The organism is Thermoactinomyces sp. CICC 10521, from assembly GCF_016055135.1.
Classification (GTDB): Bacteria; Bacillota; Bacilli; order Thermoactinomycetales; family Thermoactinomycetaceae; genus Thermoactinomyces_A; species Thermoactinomyces_A daqus.
This window is the reverse complement of sequence record NZ_JAECVZ010000001.1, coordinates 32,670-50,963: the sequence shown is the minus strand read 5'-3', so window position 1 is coordinate 50,963 and position 18,294 is coordinate 32,670. Positions and strand designations below refer to the sequence as shown.

At 43.8% G+C, this 18,294-nt stretch carries 22 protein-coding genes and 3 pseudogenes; 12 read left to right on the top strand and 13 right to left on the bottom strand.

Annotated elements, in window-relative coordinates:
* Positions 1-298 precede the first annotated feature (298 nt).
* The 3 genes from I8U17_RS00345 to I8U17_RS00335 all read left to right on the top strand — a co-directional run bounded on the left by I8U17_RS00345 (position 299) and on the right by I8U17_RS00335 (position 2,424).
* A complete protein-coding gene (locus tag I8U17_RS00345; protein ID WP_198055258.1) occupies positions 299-631 on the top strand; it encodes a PadR family transcriptional regulator in 333 nt (110 codons plus the stop codon).
* Entirely contained in the window at positions 621-989 is a 369-nt protein-coding gene (locus I8U17_RS00340) for a DUF1048 domain-containing protein (RefSeq protein ID WP_033100927.1), read from the top strand. Before I8U17_RS00345 ends, I8U17_RS00340 begins: the two co-directional genes overlap by 11 nt.
* 205 nt (positions 990-1,194) lie before the next feature.
* Positions 1,195-2,424: a serine hydrolase domain-containing protein gene (locus I8U17_RS00335; RefSeq protein ID WP_198055354.1), complete on the top strand. Its 1,230-nt coding sequence runs from the start codon at positions 1,195-1,197 to the stop codon at positions 2,422-2,424.
* Between the two features lie 125 nt (positions 2,425-2,549).
* Here I8U17_RS00335 and I8U17_RS00330 read toward each other — a convergent pair whose 3' ends face one another.
* Both I8U17_RS00330 and I8U17_RS00325 read right to left on the bottom strand, forming a co-directional pair.
* The gene (locus I8U17_RS00330; protein WP_052154164.1) at positions 2,550-3,308 is read right to left on the bottom strand and encodes an NAD-dependent protein deacylase; all 759 of its coding nucleotides are present in this window, start codon (positions 3,306-3,308) and stop codon (positions 2,550-2,552) included.
* A gap of 542 nt (positions 3,309-3,850) precedes the next feature.
* Positions 3,851-4,891 (bottom strand): NAD(P)-dependent alcohol dehydrogenase, encoded by a 1,041-nt coding sequence (locus tag I8U17_RS00325; protein ID WP_198058883.1) that lies wholly within the window; start codon positions 4,889-4,891, stop codon positions 3,851-3,853.
* Positions 4,892-5,178: 287 nt separating this feature from the next.
* Here I8U17_RS00325 and I8U17_RS00320 point away from each other — a divergent pair, with 287 nt between their 5' ends.
* Positions 5,179-5,724, top strand: coding sequence for a TetR/AcrR family transcriptional regulator (locus I8U17_RS00320; protein ID WP_033100924.1), 546 nt, complete (start codon positions 5,179-5,181; stop codon positions 5,722-5,724).
* Positions 5,725-5,798: 74 nt separating this feature from the next.
* Positions 5,799-5,966 (top strand): annotated as a pseudogene (locus tag I8U17_RS18670) (hypothetical protein); the annotation flags it as partial.
* Positions 5,967-6,215: 249 nt separating this feature from the next.
* On the opposite strand, the gene I8U17_RS00310 reads toward I8U17_RS18670, so the two are convergent.
* On the bottom strand, positions 6,216-6,668 hold the full coding sequence (locus I8U17_RS00310) for a CcdC protein domain-containing protein (protein ID WP_198058882.1): 453 nt from the start codon (positions 6,666-6,668) through the stop codon (positions 6,216-6,218).
* 103 nt (positions 6,669-6,771) lie between these two features.
* Entirely contained in the window at positions 6,772-7,542 is a 771-nt protein-coding gene (locus tag I8U17_RS00305) for an efflux RND transporter permease subunit (RefSeq protein WP_198058881.1), read from the bottom strand.
* A gap of 75 nt (positions 7,543-7,617) precedes the next feature.
* On the opposite strand from I8U17_RS00305, the gene I8U17_RS00300 reads away from it, so the two are divergent.
* The 3 genes from I8U17_RS00300 to I8U17_RS18985 all read left to right on the top strand — a co-directional run bounded on the left by I8U17_RS00300 (position 7,618) and on the right by I8U17_RS18985 (position 8,481).
* The gene (locus I8U17_RS00300) at positions 7,618-7,902 is read left to right on the top strand and encodes a hypothetical protein (protein ID WP_198055262.1); all 285 of its coding nucleotides are present in this window, start codon (positions 7,618-7,620) and stop codon (positions 7,900-7,902) included.
* 214 nt (positions 7,903-8,116) lie between these two features.
* Positions 8,117-8,350, top strand: a complete 234-nt coding sequence (locus tag I8U17_RS00295) for a hypothetical protein (protein WP_198058880.1) — start codon at positions 8,117-8,119, stop codon at positions 8,348-8,350.
* 20 nt (positions 8,351-8,370) lie between these two features.
* Entirely contained in the window at positions 8,371-8,481 is a 111-nt protein-coding gene (locus I8U17_RS18985) for a WCX domain-containing protein (protein WP_483316474.1), read from the top strand.
* Between the two features lie 279 nt (positions 8,482-8,760).
* On the opposite strand, the gene fabI is transcribed toward I8U17_RS18985, so the two are convergent.
* The 3 genes and pseudogenes from fabI to I8U17_RS18215 form a co-directional block, all read right to left on the bottom strand.
* Complete coding sequence (gene fabI, locus I8U17_RS00290) at positions 8,761-9,537, bottom strand: enoyl-ACP reductase FabI (protein ID WP_033100918.1); 777 nt, start codon at positions 9,535-9,537, stop codon at positions 8,761-8,763.
* A gap of 81 nt (positions 9,538-9,618) precedes the next feature.
* Positions 9,619-10,824, bottom strand: coding sequence for a trans-sulfuration enzyme family protein (locus I8U17_RS00285; RefSeq protein WP_198055264.1), 1,206 nt, complete (start codon positions 10,822-10,824; stop codon positions 9,619-9,621).
* A gap of 360 nt (positions 10,825-11,184) precedes the next feature.
* Positions 11,185-11,633 (bottom strand): annotated as a pseudogene (locus I8U17_RS18215) (transposase); the annotation flags it as partial.
* Positions 11,634-11,938: 305 nt separating this feature from the next.
* Here I8U17_RS18215 and sigK point away from each other — a divergent pair.
* Positions 11,939-12,436 (top strand): annotated as a pseudogene (gene sigK / locus I8U17_RS00275) (RNA polymerase sporulation sigma factor SigK); the annotation flags it as partial.
* On the opposite strand, the gene I8U17_RS00270 reads toward sigK, so the two are convergent.
* The 3 genes from I8U17_RS00270 to I8U17_RS00260 form a co-directional block, all read right to left on the bottom strand.
* On the bottom strand, positions 12,417-13,958 hold the full coding sequence (locus I8U17_RS00270) for a recombinase family protein (protein WP_033102430.1): 1,542 nt from the start codon (positions 13,956-13,958) through the stop codon (positions 12,417-12,419). The pseudogene sigK and the gene I8U17_RS00270 sit on opposite strands and share 20 nt — an antisense overlap.
* Before the next feature lie 350 nt (positions 13,959-14,308).
* A complete protein-coding gene (locus I8U17_RS00265) occupies positions 14,309-14,476 on the bottom strand; it encodes a hypothetical protein (protein WP_160173942.1) in 168 nt (55 codons plus the stop codon).
* A 3-nt stretch (positions 14,477-14,479) separates the two neighbouring features.
* Positions 14,480-15,805 carry a tetratricopeptide repeat protein gene (locus I8U17_RS00260; protein WP_033102428.1) on the bottom strand — a complete coding sequence of 442 codons (1,326 nt, stop codon included), beginning with the start codon at positions 15,803-15,805 and terminating at the stop codon, positions 14,480-14,482.
* 449 nt (positions 15,806-16,254) lie between these two features.
* Here I8U17_RS00260 and I8U17_RS00255 point away from each other — a divergent pair, with 449 nt between their 5' ends.
* Entirely contained in the window at positions 16,255-16,488 is a 234-nt protein-coding gene (locus tag I8U17_RS00255; protein ID WP_033102427.1) for a hypothetical protein, read from the top strand.
* Between the two features lie 28 nt (positions 16,489-16,516).
* Here the strand turns inward: I8U17_RS00255 and I8U17_RS00250 are convergent, their stop codons facing one another.
* The 3 genes from I8U17_RS00250 to I8U17_RS00240 are packed head-to-tail and all read right to left on the bottom strand — an operon-like array spanning position 16,517 to position 17,561.
* Entirely contained in the window at positions 16,517-16,819 is a 303-nt protein-coding gene (locus tag I8U17_RS00250) for a hypothetical protein (protein WP_033102426.1), read from the bottom strand.
* A gap of 20 nt (positions 16,820-16,839) precedes the next feature.
* Entirely contained in the window at positions 16,840-17,091 is a 252-nt protein-coding gene (locus I8U17_RS00245) for a hypothetical protein (protein WP_198058877.1), read from the bottom strand.
* A gap of 2 nt (positions 17,092-17,093) precedes the next feature.
* The gene (locus I8U17_RS00240; protein WP_052154473.1) at positions 17,094-17,561 is read right to left on the bottom strand and encodes a helix-turn-helix domain-containing protein; all 468 of its coding nucleotides are present in this window, start codon (positions 17,559-17,561) and stop codon (positions 17,094-17,096) included.
* Positions 17,562-17,764: 203 nt separating this feature from the next.
* Between I8U17_RS00240 and I8U17_RS00235 the strand changes: the two genes are divergently transcribed.
* Entirely contained in the window at positions 17,765-18,019 is a 255-nt protein-coding gene (locus tag I8U17_RS00235; protein ID WP_033102424.1) for a helix-turn-helix transcriptional regulator, read from the top strand.
* Between the two features lie 5 nt (positions 18,020-18,024).
* Entirely contained in the window at positions 18,025-18,222 is a 198-nt protein-coding gene (locus I8U17_RS00230; protein WP_033102423.1) for a hypothetical protein, read from the top strand.
* Positions 18,223-18,294 lie beyond the last annotated feature (72 nt).

Below are 18,294 nucleotides of genomic sequence, written 5' to 3'. Positions count from 1 at the left end.
AGAGATGATCCAGGATTTAAGTGTGATCAATAAAGAATTAAAAGCGCAGGAGACCGAAGTCGAAAAATTACAGGAATGGTAGCACATTTCCATGTGAAACGGTTTCCTCGGGGCTGTATTACTGGTCAGGACATCCCGGATCAGCAATCAGCCCATCCGTTGTTTTCGGTGTTCGCTGCTTCTACCCCCAAATTTTTCACATTTTCAGGAAAAAATAAATCAGGATATTGACACTACCATCTACCTAGTAATACTATATAGATGTACTAAGTGTTACAAAGTAGAGGGGATGCTCGCTTTGGAAGATTTGACCGAGATGCTAAAGGGTATTTTGGAGGGTTGTGTACTCGAAATCATCAGCCGGAAAGAAACTTATGGCTACGAGATCGTGAAAAAGTTGAATTCCCTAGGTTTTGAAGATGTTGTTGAAGGAACGGTATACACGATTTTACTGAGGCTAGAAAAGAACAAATTAGTCAACATTCAGAAGAAGCCTTCTAAAATCGGACCGCCACGAAAGTTCTACACACTCAATGAGGCGGGTCGAAATCAACTCCAAACCTTTTGGCGTAAATGGGATTTTATCGCATCAAAAATAAATGAATTAAAGGAGAATAAAGATGGAAATTAATATTTTTTCGATTTTACAAAGATGGAAACAAGAAAAAGCGGAATATAGACGTTACAAAAAACGGATTAATTCTCTGCCAAGGGATTATCAGATCGTGATGAATGAGATTGAGAATTTCTTATGGACTTCTGCAGCCGATCATGACTCTGCCATGTTCATGTTTAAAGTGCTACAAGATGTACTGGAATTTTTTGAATCAAAAGCACAAGAGGGTATGGATGTACTTGATGTAGTGGGGCAGGATGTCGGTGGTTTTTGCGATGATCTGTTGCATGAGCTTCAAGGGCAAACTTGGAACGGAAAAAGAAAAGAACAATTGAACGAGAACATTCGTAAAAAGCTCGGTAGAGGGGAATAGGCTTTTTGGGGTCAAAGATTAAGTTGAAGATTTTACGTTGCAGATCGTTTCCTGCATTCGGTTTTCAAAGAACTACTACTATTCGAACAAAGGTCTTCCAGGCTTGCGAGAGGGGTAAAAATCCTCTTCCCTCGCCTGACGCTCGCTCTCATCCCCATAGCTGAAGCAGAGCTTTCGCAAAGACAGAACAAAGGAGAGATTCATGATGGGACAAAAAAGCAGAGGATTCTCCAAAGCAGGGTTGCGTAGAATGCGTGACGTGCTGGAACGGCATGTCGAGTCCGGGAAGATTCCTGGACTTGTCGCCCTGGTCAGCCGGTGCGGTGAGACTCACGTCGAAGCGATCGGGACAATGCGCCATGACGGTGGCGCGCCGATGCGCCGGGACACGATCTTCCGGATGGCCTCGACATCCAAGCCGGTTACGATGGCAGCGGCGATGGTCCTGCTCGACGAGTGCAAGCTGCGGCTGGATGATCCAGTAGAGCAGTGGCTGCCTGAACTCGCCAACCGGCAGGTGCTGAAGCGAGTCGATGGCCCGCTCGACGAAACCGTGCCTGCGCGAAGGCCGATAACCGTACGGGATCTGTTGACCTCTACGTTCGGGCTTGGAATGGATTTGACGTCGCTAGACTTTCCAATCATGGCTGCAGTTTTTGAGCATGGTATATTCCCTCAAAGAATGACAGATTATCCTGAGCCGGACGAGTGGATGCGCCGCCTTGGAATGCTTCCGCTAATGTACCAGCCTGGAGAGCGCTGGCAGTACCACATCAGTCACGATGTACTCGGCGTACTTGTCGCCAGGGTAACAGGGCAGCCATTCGCTACGTTCCTGCACGAACGGATCTTCGATCCATTGGGGATGAAGGACACTGGTTTCTATGTGCCCTCCAACAAGATTGACAGGTTGCCAACCGCCTACAGCCCTGATCCGCAGACCGGAGAGTTTATCGTATGGGACGAAGCTGCAGGCGGACAATACAGCCAGCCTCTGGCGTTCCAGTCAGGCGGCAGTGGGTTGGTCTCCACCGTCGACGATTATCATTCGTACTTCCAGATGCTGCTGAATCACGGAATGCACGGGACCAAACGGATCCTGTCCCGGCCTGCCGTCCAGCTGATGACCACCAACCGCCTCACACCCGAGCAACAAGCTGCCCGAGACGCACTGGCCAAAAACAACGTACATGTATCGTTCGGCCAAGGGCAGCATGGCGGCTGGGGATTCGGGATGGCGGTGCGCACCTATCGTGGTGACTACGCGTCCATCGGTCAGTTTGGCTGGGACGGTGGTACCGGCACCTCGGCGTACGCTGACCCGGACAAACAGCTCATCGGAATCCTGCTCACCCAGGTCGGGATGTCCACCCCGGATTCAGCGCGGCTGATCCACGACTTCTGGACTATGGTTTACCAAGCAATCGAAGACTGACCGAGCCCGTTCCCCTCTTTTCATATTCTTACAATTCGCTTTTAAAGCGGAAATGGCCAAAGTCAGAACGGGGGGCTTTGGCTTCGGCCTTAAGTTGCATGGCGGTGTTATTATGAATTTGAGGTTTACACCTGATTGTGTTCCTTCAAGTGCGCAAACCAATCGTTTCCGAATATGGATGTTGCAATTTCACTTAATATTTTGCTGATGCTCTCATGAATGACATGATCGGCCAAATAATCCAAAGGAGTGGAAGTTTTGTTGATGATCATGATTTTTGAACCTGTTTCATGTGCTAACTCCACCAATCCGGCAAAAGGATAAACTTGAAGAGAAGTGCCCATTACCAGTACCGTATCTGCTTGTTCTACTTCTTGAACGGCTGAATCCCAAGCATCCGAGTCCAGTGGTTCGCCGAACAGAACGATTGGCGGACGAATCGGCGCTTTACAATTCTCATCTGTACAATAATAAGTGCATTGGCGATAAGCAGTGGCGGGATACTCTTTTCCACAGCGGGAGCAGACCAGATAGCGCATATGACCATGTACTTCGATAACCCTCTGCGTTCCTGACAGTTGATGGAAACCATCGATATTTTGCGTAAGAAGCGCTTTTAAAATTCCTTCCTTCTCCAGTTTAGTGAGCACATAATGACCAATATTGGGTTTATGTTTCAATAGGTCTTCAATGCGCATTTGGTAGAATTCAAAAAAGTCATCTGTTCCGATCGCTTGCGGACTGGCGATTTCGTAAGGATCTCTTCCGCACCATAGCCCGCCTTGTGAACGAAAATCGGGAAGGCCGCTTTCTGTCGACATACCCGCACCAGTAAGGGCAACCAGATGGTTGGAGTTTTGGATCAACTCAATAAATTCTTTCATAAAGTTCACTCCTCTTTTACAGCATCGTGATTACCTGTCATGATTTTACCCCAAATCCAAAGGTCCCTTTAAATCGTCGCCATCTTTATAAAAAGGCCTTGCTTCTTTTTCTTGATCCCGTAAGCATTCATCGTTTCTCTTTCCCATTGACCAGATTGATGAATCGTCCTTTGGTATGAAACCATACTGTCCAACGGGTCACTGATCGGTTGGGATATGAAAAACGAAGCGTGGTTGGTTGTCTGTCAGTCTTTGCCTGTGTGCAGGGCAATCGGGTTGGGTTCGCCTCCATCAAGGAACTTATGTTCGCATTCCTGGCCGTTTCGTAAAATGGGGGACTGTGTGTCTCTTTTTTTATGCGCTTTTTTCATTCCCCTTTTGATCATGACGCGGAAGAAGTCTGACTCAGTTTTTTATGAGGGGTGCACTGTGCGCCATCCACCATCGCAGTAAAAGATGAATGAAAAAAGAGGCGGTTTCCTAAAGACCGCCTCAAATTTCCTTTAGTATTTAATTCCGTTGGGACTTCATATTGAAGCAACTTACATGGTGCTGGTGTCAATCACGAAGCGATATTTCACATTTGAAGCCAATACGCGTTCGTAGGCTTCATCAATTTGGTCGGCTGAAATGACTTCAATCTTAGGAACTACATTGTGTTTTGCGCAGAACTCGAGCATTTCCTGCGTCTCCCGGATTCCTCCAATCAGTGAACCTGCAAATGAACGGCGTTGACCGATGAGAGACATTACGTTTAGTGACAACGGTTCCGCGGGAGCACCAACGTTAACCAGCGTGCCATCCAGAGTGAGCAGTGACAAGTACGCATTCAGATCGATTTTTGCACTTACCGTGTTAAGAATTAAATCAAATGTTCCGGCCAGTTTCTCGAATGTTTCCGGATCGCTTGTAGCGTAATAATGATCTGCGCCTAATTTCAGGCCATCTTCTTTTTTCTTCAATGTTTGCGACAGAACGGTAACCTCGGCCCCCATGGCATGTGCAATTTGAACTGCCATATGACCAAGACCGCCCATACCGACAATGGCCACTTTTTTACCTGGTCCGGCACCCCAGCGTTTTAGCGGCGAATAGGTTGTAATACCGGCGCAAAGTAATGGTGCTGCAACGTCAAGCTCAATGTTGTCAGGAATTTTTACTACGAAGTCTTCCTTTACGACAATGTGGGTGGAATATCCGCCTTGAGTAGGCTCGCCGTATTTATCCACACCGGCATAAGTAGGAACCATGCCATTGAGACAGTATTGTTCTTCTCCCTTACGGCAGTTCTCACACTCTCCGCAGGAGTCCACCATACATCCGACCCCTACCCGGTCACCTACTTTGTACTTGGTGACCTCAGCTCCTACATCCGTGACAATGCCCGCAATCTCGTGTCCGGGAACGAGTGGATAGTTTACAGGTCCCCATTCGCCGCGGGCAGTGTGGATGTCGGAATGACAAATGCCAGCATATTTAATTTCAATCAGGACATCATGCGAATCAAGATCGCGCCTTTTAATTTCAGCTGCTTGAAACGGTTTGTCCGGACCATAAACAGCTCGAGCTTTGGCAGTGATCATTTGCAAACCTCCAATAATTTAAATATTCTTGTAAAAAGAAGCGATGTTTACTTCAAATTCTAAGTAAAGAATGCTTCCAACTATTCAACTGGAATCAATTACATCTTGTCGTACAAATCACTATCATGTAAAACTACAGATGATGTTTATTCATTATATGTCAATAATTTATAATAAAAATGTAAACAAAACAAGGCGTATTACTCGTTAATTCGATCCAATTTGTTGTTTAAACAACAATTCGATAAAAATTATCAATCACCCTGGGAAAGTGTTGGTGCAATTTCATGGTAAAAGTGGACAGAAGAATTATCAGAACCAGAGAAGCGATTAAAAAAGCATTTCTTGAGTTGATGTCAGAAAAAAATTTCGATCGCATCACCATTCAGGATATTGCCGACAGGGCCAATATCAACCGTGCAACCGTTTATCTTCATTACTTGGATAAATTTGACCTGTTGGATAAGATCATTGAAGAGCATATCAAGAATATGAGTAACATTTGTGAGTCGGAAGCGGAATTGGATTGGATTGAATCGACAGTACACTGCATGGAATATCTTGAAAGGAATTATTTATTTTTCTCGACGATGCTGGCGAGTGAAGGAGCTCCCTATTTTCGCAGCCGGTTCCTTCAGTTTAATATCGAGGAATTCAAAAAAGACGTTGATATAACCAAAGGCAAAAATCTCGGTCAAAATGCAGATGTAGTGGCCCAATTTGTTGCAAATGCTTACGTGGGTGTCGTGGAATGGTGGCTGAAAAACGGAATGCCTCATCCACCACGGGAAATGGCAGAGAAAGTAGGGGAACTTTTAGCAAGGATTTTGTAAGTTTCAGGGGCCATATGGATACGAAAAGTCGGAAAGTGGAATACGCCATCAAGTAAGGATTTGAAGTTACGTTTGTCGGTGAAGATTCGACTCGGGCGGATTTACCGTTCCTGTTAGATGTGCTTGGAAGGGCCGTCCGCTTGGGCGTGAAGCGGATTAGCATTTCCGATACAGTGGGAGTGGCCACGCCGGAATCGGTGGCGCTTCTCACCCGTATCGTCAACAGGCTTTTCCCGGTGTAGTCGTTTCGATGCACTGCCATGATGATTTTGGACTGGCCACGGCCAATGCGCTTGCCGGTGCTCCAAATGAACAAAACACCCCCATAAACACGCCCCGCTGATTTCAAAGTATAAGGTCACTTTGAGAAAGAATAGGGGAAGGGTTTTGATCCGAAATGAAGTTAATTGTTTTGATGTTCCTGTTCATATAAAAGAATGGAAACAACGCCTGAACACCCAGGTTGGATGCGCAAGCGCTTTTTGTTCGGTTCAATTGCTCAGCTTTTTGTATTTCCAAAAAATATAGGCTCTTCTGGAGATGACGGTCCCCAAAGAGAGGGCCAGCAGTCCAGAAGTAATGAGATTTGCATGGGACCAGATGCCGGTAAGTTCCTGGCGAAGCAGGAGTTTGATGCCAATTAGGATAAGCCAGACAATCACCCCAATTAGGGAGCCCTTGGCGATGATTTCTTTGGAATGGGGGTCGACCCGGATTTCAGTTAGTGCCCCTCGCAAAATGCCAAGCAGGATACCAATCACAAATCCGAGCATAATGACGAGTATATGGAACATGTCAGCAACAAAATCCTTATGCATCACGTTATAGCTTAAATAAAGCATGATCAGCGGCAGTATCCACATATTGACCACTTTGATCCGGCGCTCTTGCAACTGGCGTTTCACCAAACAGATCATGACCAGTATAATTACGACAATCAACAAGGTATTATTGATACCGATCCCTCATTTGTGTACTTTGTTTGATTGGATATGGAGACTTGTTTTCTGTTTAGCAATTCAAACATGACGGGAACAACAAGCAAAGTCAGGGGGGGGAACTGAACAGCCCGCCGGTGATAACGATGAGCCCGCCTTCAGCAAAGTCAAGGGCTAAGGGCAACAGGGCAAACATCGTGCATAAGGCAGTCATCCAAATGGGACGGAAGCGGACAGTTCCAGCATCGATCAGGGCTTCTCTAATCGATTTTCCTTGTTGCCACTGCGTTTTTGCCCGGTCGATCAAGATGATGGCATTGGTTACCACAATGCCGATCAACATCAAGGCACCAATCAGGGAAGGGATGGATAACAGCTCACCGGAGAGAAATAAACCGAGAATACTTCCGATCAAGGCCATAGGCAACGAGAATAGTATGGCAAACGGCGAACGGCCTTCAACAAAGGTTACGACCATCACAAAATAAACAATTCCCATCGCGATCAAGAGCGCCATTGCAAATTGCGGAAAGATTTGTGATTGTTGTTCAGCTGCTCCATTAAAGTTGACTTTCGCATGTGCTGGCAAATGGAGCCGATTGAGGACTTTTTTGGCGGCAGTGGTGACGTTGCCAAGTTGATTGTCAGCCACTTTGTCTGTGATGACCGCATAATTGGTGCCAATTAAATGATAGAGTACATTAGGTTTGTTTATCTTTTTCAAAGTAGCGACTTGGGAGAGGGGGATAAGTTGGCCGTTGCTGAACGGGATATAAATCTTGAGTAAATAGACGGAATTGTTTATATCATACGATTCATGGAGGAGGATTGAAACTTCGACGATGGTTCGGGTAGGGGATGGTGGAATAGTCTTAATCAATACACCTCCGGTAGGAAGATGGATTAATAAATACACCAAAGACAGCCTATCCCCATTCATGAAAGGAAACGGGTCATGTCCAAAGTTCACCAAGTGCACAGCAAATATCGTGACCGCTTGCTTGGGATTATCGCTGAGTTGCTCCACGATCCCGGTCCCCACCGGATCAAGGATACTGCTGAACGTTATGGTGTTTCTCAAGAGAAGAGACGAAGGGATCGCAATGATCTGATTGAAAAACTCAACAAGGTTAACCAGAAAGAATACATCCTCCGTGGCCGGGGGTATTACGCAGGCAATTTTGTGCGGGCAGTTGCCAATCTATCCCCTGAAGCTTGCGCCAAGTGCAGCCTTTGTTGAAGGAAGATGGGGAGAAGGCGTATCGCGAACTTCTGGAACACACCTATTCTGTTTTAAATCCGGAAGATGTTCGCAGGTTGAAGGAATGGTCCGATTTCTATTTTGTGAGCGAGTACGGATATCCTCAGATCCGAGGTCATTTTTATCATTCGCTGCAGGAAGTGTTTGAAGCACAAGGAAAATATTCGCTATTTTGTCCCGTATGCGGTCTATTATGCCAATGCGAACCGTTCATTCATCTTCGCGTGTGGGCATGAAAGAAGAGGTTTGGATTTACAAAAAAAACCACGCTCAACAATATATCAATCAGATGTTGGAAGCAGAGCACGGAAAAAGTAAGGATGACTATGTGATTCGGATTTATGACAAGGAAGTTTTTAAGCGAATTCGGGAAAACAATGGCATCCTGAACAGAAGATTATCCCGTTTGAGGGAGAAGGGGCTGTAGGTGAGATTCCATTTTCAAAAGTGTCCAGCTGGTTGGAGATGAAGAAATGGGTTTTGGGGTGGGGAAGTGTGGTTGAACTGATCCAGCCGGTCGAGAAACGAAGGGAGCTTTGTGAAGAAATAAAAACATGAACTTGATGACATACCTCAAGCTCTTTTCGTAAGAAATGGGCTTGGGGTTGTATATTTCAGGGAGATAAACAAATTAAGGAAAATAAATTTATCGATCAGCCAGATTACAAAGTTCTCTATGTTGACCGTTTCGAGTTGAAATTCTCTGGATGCGTTGGTTCTGAACGTAGGAAGCCTTTCTTCGGAATGTTTTTATTCCCATTTCGACAAAAAAGGCGATTGACCTTCTTTTGTCAACAGCTTCAGGAGCTTCCCTTTTATGGAAAGCTCCTTTTTCTGCTACATTCCCATTATATGGTATCCTGCATCTACATGAAGCACTTCACCCGTTATTCCTCTAGACAAAGAGCTTAACAAAAATAATGTGGCGTCCCCTACTTCGCTTTGATCAACGTTTCGTCTAAGTGGGGCCTTTTCCGCAATAGTACCCAAAATATCGTTGAATCCTGAAACGCCTTTTGCGGAAAGAGTACGAATCGGGCCAGAGGAAACAGCATTAACCCGAATGTTATATTTGCCAAGATCCTCTGCTAAGTACCTTACACTTGCCTCCAATGCCGCCTTTGCAACACCCATCACATTATAGTTTTTCACGACACGTTCGGCACCGAGATATGACTGCGTAACAATGCTTCCGCCATCCGTCATTATTTTTTTCGCTTCCCTGGCAACCGCAACAAGCGAATATGCGCTGGCGTTTTGAGCTAAAAGATATCCTTCGCGTGAAGTGTCCACATATTCGCCACGTAGTTCATCCTTTTCTGCAAATGCAATGGAATGAACAAGACCATGGATAATCCCTACTTTTTGTTTAATCTCAAGAAAGGCGTTTTCAATACTTGCATCATCGGAGACGTCGCACGAAACTGTGAGAAGAGGAGTGATTTCAGCCTCGGACAATAATGCAGAAAGCTTCTGGAAAGAACGTTCTTTCCTATATGTAAATATTAAATTTGCACCTGCTTCATGTAGTGATTTTGTAATTCCCCACGCCAGGCTTCTCTCGTTCGCCACACCCATAACTACTACGTTCTTTCCCGACATCAAGTTATTCATATGTTTCCTCCTTGGAAAAGCTCGACCTCCTTGTACATTATAATCTTTTTATGGCAAAATTGTTCAGTCCTTAACGTGTTCTCAAATCATCTGCAGAGCTTGCAATACATCCGCTTTCAGATCATCGATATGCTCGATGCCGACCGAATAGCGCACGAAATTGGGCGGAATCCCAGCAGTCCTCATTTGCTCCTCGTTCATCACTCCACCCCACATCGCCGCAGTGTGTACCACCAGTGAATCGACCCCGCCCAGGCTGACTGCGTTAAGCGACAGTTTCAGTGCAGAAACGAAACGCGCAGTCGCCTCATAACCTCCTTTGATTGCAAAGGCGATCATTCCGCCGAAACCGCTCATCTGGCGTTTCGCTAACTCGTGTTGGGGATGGCTGGGAAGACCGGGGTAATATACCCGTTCAATCTGCGGCTGCTCCTCCAGAAACTTTGCCAAAGCGAGGGCATTGGCGTTAATGCGTTCGATCCGCATCGGAAGCGTACGCAAACCACGCAATAACAACCACGCGTCCATCGGCGAAAGAACCGAGCCAATGGAGATATGGGTATGCCAAATACGTTCGGCCAACTCCTCGCTGGTGCAGATCACACCTGCTGTCAAATCATGGTGTCCCCCTAAATATTTGGTTGCGCTGTGAACGACCACATCGGCACCCAGCTCATGAGGACGCTGATTGATCGGCGACGCAAACGTATTGTCGGCTACGATGATGATACCACGCGGGCGGGCCAACTCCGCCACAGCAGCCAGATCAGTCACCACCAGAGTCGGATTGGCCGGCGACTCCACCATGATAAGCTTTGTATTAGGCCGAATTGCTGCGGCAAAGGCTGAGACGTCTGCTTGCTCAACTAGTGTCACTTCGACACCAAATCGCGGTAGCATCTCGTCCATGATCTTCGCTGTACTCATATAATGCCGCGTCTGTGCAATCACATGGTCGCCTGCGCTGACCAGCGATAGAAGGGTCGTAGCGATCGCCCCCATCCCGGAGCCGGTTACCAGTGCGGTTTCTGTGCCTTCAAGCTCAGCCATCACCTTCTTTACGCGCTCATGCACCGGATTGCCATAACGGGTGTAATACTGTGGATGGCGAGGAGTTCCCGCCATGTCCGCGAACTCGATGGAATCTTGTGCACGGAACGTGGCTGAGTAATAAATCGCCGGAGCCACCGTCCCATCTTTGGTCACCTCATCATCGGCGTGTATCACCAAAGTTTCGTTTTGGAGTTTGCCGAGGATCGGATCTTGATGATCATTCCGTTTGTTCATACTCTCTCTTCCCCTCTAGGTACCCGTTTTCTTCAAAGGACGCTCAGCCGTATATTCTGTTTCATCAAATACGCTAGTTTTTACAACGAACTTATTACAGATATCTCCAATGCCACATTGTTGATTAAGCTTATTAAAATCTCCCTCACTCAATTCGAGTGCAATCTACATTCCTATTAAGCATCATAATTTTATCTGAATTATAACATTTATTTAGATGTTTTTGTATTTGTTTGATAAAGTAATACAAAATTCTGCTTTTTATAGAGTATTGTTAGGACAATCACTAACTACCCGCAAATATCCACAAGAGCGTAAAAAAGAGCTGGAGAATACTCCGGCCGAGCTTGATGACAAATCTCAAGCTCTTTCCGTAAGAAATGGGCTTGGGGTTATATATTTCAGGGAGATAAACAGATTAAGGAAAATAAATTTATCGATCAGCCAGATCACAAAGCTTTTTCCTCTCTTCGAGAGGAGCAAGGCCAATTTTTTGATGTTTTGTGTAACGGCAATTAGGGGGCATTGCTCCTTAACTTTGGCAAGCCCCCTGTAGCGTGCGTAACGAAGACCATGAAGTTCCTTTGCGTCAGGAAGCTGAGCTCAATGGTTTCGCCACGTCGTTTGTATAGTTGTTTTCCTCTTTCACTTAAACGGTTTTTTCGAACCCACTCCTTGGAGTTTTCCCACACATGGCGAGTAACGACCTTTTGATGGGATTTGGAGCGAGTACAACGGGAGAGGAACGGACAGTTCTGGCACACATTTGGGTTTGACTTGTATTCGCGGTATCCTGCGCGATTTGTGGTGTTTTTTTATTGTCCGATTTTCGGTCAAGGAAAAACTGGCAACCGCGGAACCGCAGGCTGAATTGGGCGTTTACGCAGGATGGGGGTTTTCCGGTTGTACCTGATGAAGAGCGCAAAGCAACCCGCCGGATATTGACCTGAATTTACCGTCGGTCATGATGACGCCGTGCTGTCCTTTACCATTCGATATCGATTTGCATTTAGATGCCATAAGACAAAAACCATTCAACATATAAATGAAAAGGAATAAAGACAAAAGAATCACCCCGGAGCCCAGCCTCACATAAGATGGTATGTCTGCGTTGATGAACGGGTGGAGGTGGAGCCGATTGCTGTTAACTGCGGTGGCGATGATGATCAAAGAGGTAATCGCCTTTATTTCTTATATCAAGAACAACGCTTTCCCACAACCCCTGACGGAGGAGGAAGAAGCCGAGCATTTGCGGCGCATGGCGGATGGTGACCCGGATTCGAGAAATAAATTGATCGAGCACAACCTTCGGCTTGTAGCCCACATAGTGAAGAAATTTGAAAACACCGGGGAGGATAATGAGGATCTGATTTCCATCGGAACCATCGGTTTGATCAAAGCGATTGAATCGTACCAGCAGGGGAAAGGAACGAAGCTGGCAACCTATGCGGCAAGGTGTATTGAGAATGAAATCCTCATGCACCTGCGTTCGTTGAAAAAAGCGCGAAAAGATGTTTCCCTGCACGATCCGATTGGCACAGATAAAGAAGGCAACGAGTTAACCCTCACTGTTTATCTGTGTAGTATTATACCTAAATTTTCGGATAAAGTCTAAGGGAAAACTCATCGCCCGTTTGCCATTTTTCTTTTTTATATTCGCAATGGTCCAGGATACTTTTAAGGAGAGTGTTTTTTATTTTTGGATCATCTGATTCACGGTAAAGGTCGAGGACATTCTCGATCTTGGGTATAATTTGGTTTTGAGCTTTAATCCGTTCTTTTTCGGTTTCAAGCTCTTCTCTCACCTTTTCTATAGCTGCCCGTGTCTCATTCATTCTGTTAGCTATATTGTTGGAACGCTCAATATAGGTTTCCTCGTCATAAAGCCCTCTTTCCAGAAAATCGTGGAGACGGCCTTTTTGAGTTTCCAGGTTTTTGAGTTCCTGTTCCAAGTTCTTTATTGTAACCTGGTAAAGCTCGATTTTTTGATTGTTTTCTGAAGGGGCCTTGCTTTTTTCCCATTGCAATTTATAATCGCTTAACCAATCTTCGAGGCTGTCGATCAGGCGCGATTCTACAAATTCAAAACGAGTGCTCTTGTTGTCACAGAATTTGTTATAGCACATGAGGTGAGGTTTTTGCCCAGTATAAGGCCTGTAGACCATTGATGCACCACATTTACCACATCTGATCAACCCGGCGAGGGGATTGGTTATCCCATTCTCCAGCTGGTAGGGTGGATGATACTTTCTCTTAAGTATTTCCTGAGCTTTTTGAAATGTATCCATCGAGACCAACGATTCATGTTTTCCTTCCACGTCGATCCATTCAGACTGTGGCCTTGTTTTAGTTTCCTTGGTTTTCAGTGGATTGGATGGTTTTTTGTACTCCTTTTTTTTCCACTGGATCCGGCCGGCGTAGACGGCGTTTTTAAGGATTGCCAAAACACTGGCGCTGGTCCATTTTTTGCCTGTGTAGGATCGATATCCAAGTTCGTTCAACTTGTTTGCGATTTTGTTTGAACCCATTTTTTCATGTGGATCATCACTGGTATACCATTGAAAGATCATTTTCACTACGGGTGCCTGGTCTGGATCAGGGATCAAGTATCGGCCCGTTTGGTCTTCCTTGATTTGATATCCATAAGGTGGCCTGGTCCCTATGTAATTTCCATCCTGAACAGATCGGATTCGGCCGCCTTGGAGCCGGCGCGTGATTACTTTTAACTCTTTTCGAGCCATAAATGCCTCGAATTCGGAGTACTCCTCATCAAATTCATCCTGGAGATCATAAACTTTCCGAGGAGTAATGATTTTCGTGCCAGATTTCTGGAACGTTTCCAGGATGATCCCTTGCTCCCTCATGTTCCCGCGCCCGAGCCGGTCCATGTCCATGACGAGAACGGCATCATAGTGACCGCTTTCTACTTCCCTGAGAAGTTCCATCATCTCGGGGCGGTGGATCAAGCTTTCACCGGAGGCGATCTCTTGCCGTATCCTAATGATATTCAGCCCTTTTTGCTTGGCGAGCTGGAGCAGAGCTTTTTTATGCTTGGCAAGTGTTTCACCTTCTCCACGGGCTTCGGCTTCAATGTCTGCCCTGGATTTCCTGAGATACATACATACTCGGTCCATCGCATTCACCTGCTATAAATTTATGCCTGTCCTCATTTGATCCCTGCATATGCTTTATCGAGGTGATCATTATGCAGGTGGGGTGTAAACCAGATAAACAATATAAGATCGGGAGGACAAGAATAGAAATAATCGGTCCCAAAATTACCGAGGAGGAACGACTATTAAGAAAAGAGGAAATTCAACATGTGGTTTGGATGTTGTGGGACTCATTATCTGATAAAGATAGAACCAGAATCATACAAAAGTATAACACAGATAAACAGTTGTAAGGTAGTCAGGTCGCAGTACATTCTGCGGCTATTTTATTTTTGCACATAAAAAAAGCCGGCCACATGGACCGGCTTCAATCATGTATGAACAGGTTCCCCCTCTGCTTGGTTTGTAATGGTTGTAGTGCCATCGATTGACGTATGAACAGGCTCACCGGCAAGAATTGAAGAACGAACATGTTCCCAATTACCCGCAAGATAAACGAAACCTACAAGAACAAGTAATAAAGCAATCAGTTTTTTCATTTCTTAACTAACCTCCTGCTCCATTTCTAAATAATGTTTTTCAAGTAACACGTTCATCATTTTTTCTTTTTGACCACAGACATCATAGCAATGAGCAAGTTTTTGAAGGATTTCAATTTGTTTCCCATTAATTGAGTGGTCTTTGGATAATTGCAGAGCTTTTTCTAAGGGCTCAATCGCTTCTTGTGTTTCGTTGTTTTTGATAAAGAAGCTTCCTAAAGTGGACAGCACTTCTATAGCACTCTCTTGGTTGTCAATATGTTTTATAAGCTGTAGGGCACGATCGATCATCTGTTTGGATTCGTCCAATCGATCTTGAAACATATAAAGCTGCCCAAGTTTAAGGAAGCTGACAATGAGCAGGTCGTGGCGATGATCTAAACCCAAGTCAAGAGTGGTTAAATAACAAGATTCCGTTTGCCCGTATTCTTTTAAGTCGTACAGAGCATCGCCTAAAGTAATCCAGAGATAATAAGACAAACTTGCAAGGCCGCTTCCAGTATCTCCTATGAGTTCGAGCCCCTTTTTGGCGTATTCAACCGCTTCCTCTGCACGACCGGTCTGTAAATATATTTTTGCTTTATATTCATGTAGCTGGATCTTTATGCTGCTGTTATTGATCTGGTCTAGATCCCGATAAAGATCATCAACGGCCCTTTTTAAATCTGAGAAATCATTCGTTCTTTCCAAAAAGAGAATTTGATTGAACTTAGCATAATGAATGTAACGAAGTCTATCGCCTGAATGATCGAAGGTCTCAATCGCTTGACGAACGAGTGTAAGTGCTTCTTTGATTTCATTACGCTTAAATGCACTTATTGCTAATTCGGTGTAGGCGGCTGTCTTAAGATTCAAGTGGTTGTCTTCCACTTGATCCGATACACGGATACATTCAAGAAAATGCTTCTCGGACTTTTCTTGGAAGCTTTTTTTCACTTTTGCTTTCCTTACATACGCTTTTCCTTTTAAGTATTCAACCAGCGGGAAATAGATGTGATTTTTCGTTATACCAAGATTCTTCAGTTTTTTCAGAGCGCGATCAGGCGAATTTGAATCAATGATATTTTCAATGGTCAATAATTTGAGTTTAATATCCTCCAATTCCTTTTCTTTAAGCCTTAAGTAATCACTAATTGAATTAAAATCCAATCCTAGTTTGTTGAGCAAATATTCGACCTTTTCGCGCCTAACCCCAGCGTCTCCATTTTCGATTTTTGAGATGGTTCCGGATGAAATGTTTTCATCCGCCAACTCTTTGATAACCAATCCATCTTCAATGCGCTTACTTCTTACAACGCGGCCAACAAGAATTGGATTATAAGGTTTCATATTCTTCACCTACTCTAATTATAAATATGGATCACCAAAGAAGGGGTGATTTAATTCAATAGCATTTTGTTGAACCGTTTAGCAAAAAAAGAGCCTTCTTACATCATAATTCCCCTTTTGTTCATTTACTAGCCTATTTTTAAAAGGGTATTTTGAATTTTTAATTTCATTAAAGATTAAAGAAAATAGATCCGGTGATGAAGATTGATTGGTAGTATTTTCTTTGCTTTAATATTGATAGAAAGCGATCAATACGGTAGTTGCACATCTAAAATCAGTACCTTACGTTGTAATATTTTTCAAGAATCTGACTAGGTAAGATGTGTTATAATGAATAAACTCGAACTAATGTTCCTATATCGCTTTGAAGTGGCCATAAATTTATTTCGTCTTCCGAATAATGAATTGGGAGTAATATATATTCCGCATATCCGATAGGAGGCAACTGGATGGGGAAGACAAATAGTAGCCTTAGAAGACTGGTGGAGTATAGTGGAGTAAGTGAACAAAAAAAACACCACTTGCTTGGAATGAGTGGTGTTGCAAATGAAAATGAAATTAGCAAGAAATTAAATAAACAATTCGGAGATTTCGGTAAAGTGATCTATAAATTAAATCAAAAAGGCTTTATTAACGATTTTAATGTTTTCAAGTTACTTCAAACAGTGAAGGGGAATACATAGCCTATATGCTTTCTTTAAATGAAGGTGTTTACTTGTTAATAACCCTTAAACGATTTACATCTTCTTTAAGCAGGTGAATGTCTTTGTCATGTTCACCTGCTTTGCCAGCAAGATAGTCAGCTGATCGGTTAATTCTCTCCACTTCCATACTTAATTCCTTTAGTTGCCCCTCAACACTACTTAATCTAAGTTCCATTGATTCTAATTTAGCGTTAGTTACTTCCTGGCTTGCGCGGATTGCATTTACATTTTGTTTTACTTCCTCTAGTGCCATAACTTTTTTAGTTAAATCCTCTAGTTTTTCTAGGATTAAATCTAATCTGTCGCTCATTTTTAAACACCTCCATTCAATTATTGTTCGTTTTTCAGTATTAATACATCGCGTGACAAATAAGCTGTAGCTTTACTGGTTTGTGTTAGTTCCTTTTTCTGAGCTGCCAAGTCATCTTTTAGTTCATTCACGGCTTGAATGATCGTTTGCTGTCCTTCTTCAAGTTTTTCGATTCTTTCGGTTAGTCTTTTCTCCATGCTGTCTACTTTTGCACCGACGTGTTGGATCGCATTGAGTACATCTGCGAGCGTAACATCCTTGCTTTGCGACATCGTCAATTTTCCTCCTCACTTATCTTCTTTTGTAAGCCCTTTTCCTTTTTATCCGCATTCTCTGCTACAACAGGAAGTAAATCTTTTAATAACTTTATAATTGCATCTTTCTTATCGCCTTCAACAATATATTTTTCATCGTTTTCCACGTAATAAAGCTCATCTAATTCCTTCATGATCTCAATCAACTTTTTTAAATCACCAGATTCTATTGCATTAAGCATATCCTGGGTTCGATCAATATCTTTAGATTCTTTTTTGGAAGTTTGATGGTCAGTGCGACCGGCTAAGTAATCTAAACTGATTTCATAAAAATCGGCTATTTTTTGAAGAGTATCGATATCTGGTTCACGTCTATTTACTTCATATTGGCTGTATGTCACACGATTAATTCCCAATTTTTCAGCTAAGTCCTTCTGTGACAGCTTAGCTTTATTTCTTAGCGCTTTTAATCTTGTCCCGAGATCCATACAAGGGTCCTCCTATTACACTTATGTATAAATTATATGATGCAAATTGCATCCAGTAAAGTTAGAACGAAAACAAATCTGTACATGAAATCAAAAATTTGATGCAAAAAGAATCAAAAGGGTGTTGACTTGATGCCTAAAGCATCATATAATGAAATCGATGGATGCGATAAGCATCATAAAAATTGGTTGGGGGTGACAGCATGAAACGAAACTGGTTAATTAAACTTCGTCTTAAAAAAGGTTTGAGTCGGCGAGATGTAGCAGATCAAGCTGGAATTAGCCGGGTTACTTACGGTCAATATGAAAACGGGATTCGCAATCCTAGTGTTGCTGCAGCTCAAAAGCTCGGAAGCGTTCTTGGTTTTGATTGGACAATTTTTTTTACCATTAATAGATGCGATTCGCATCAAAATGATGAGCATTTACAATCGACCGGCACCGAAGGAAGGAGCTGATCCGGATGGCCATACCTGCTAAGAAATTACCTGAAGAAATTCAGGTTCTCCAAAAAGATGGTTCCGGCGCATGTTACAAGATCGGCAACACCCAAATCGAAGTTTTCGCTCCCCAGATCGGAGAAGAGGAACGGGCTCGCCGCTTTGATCAGATTCAATCTGTAGCCTGGTATGCTTGGGACCAAATATGTAGATCAAAATGATGGCTGATAGTATTAGCAAGTTATGTAAGAAGATTCGTAATACTACCTCTTTATCTGTTCTACCAAATATCC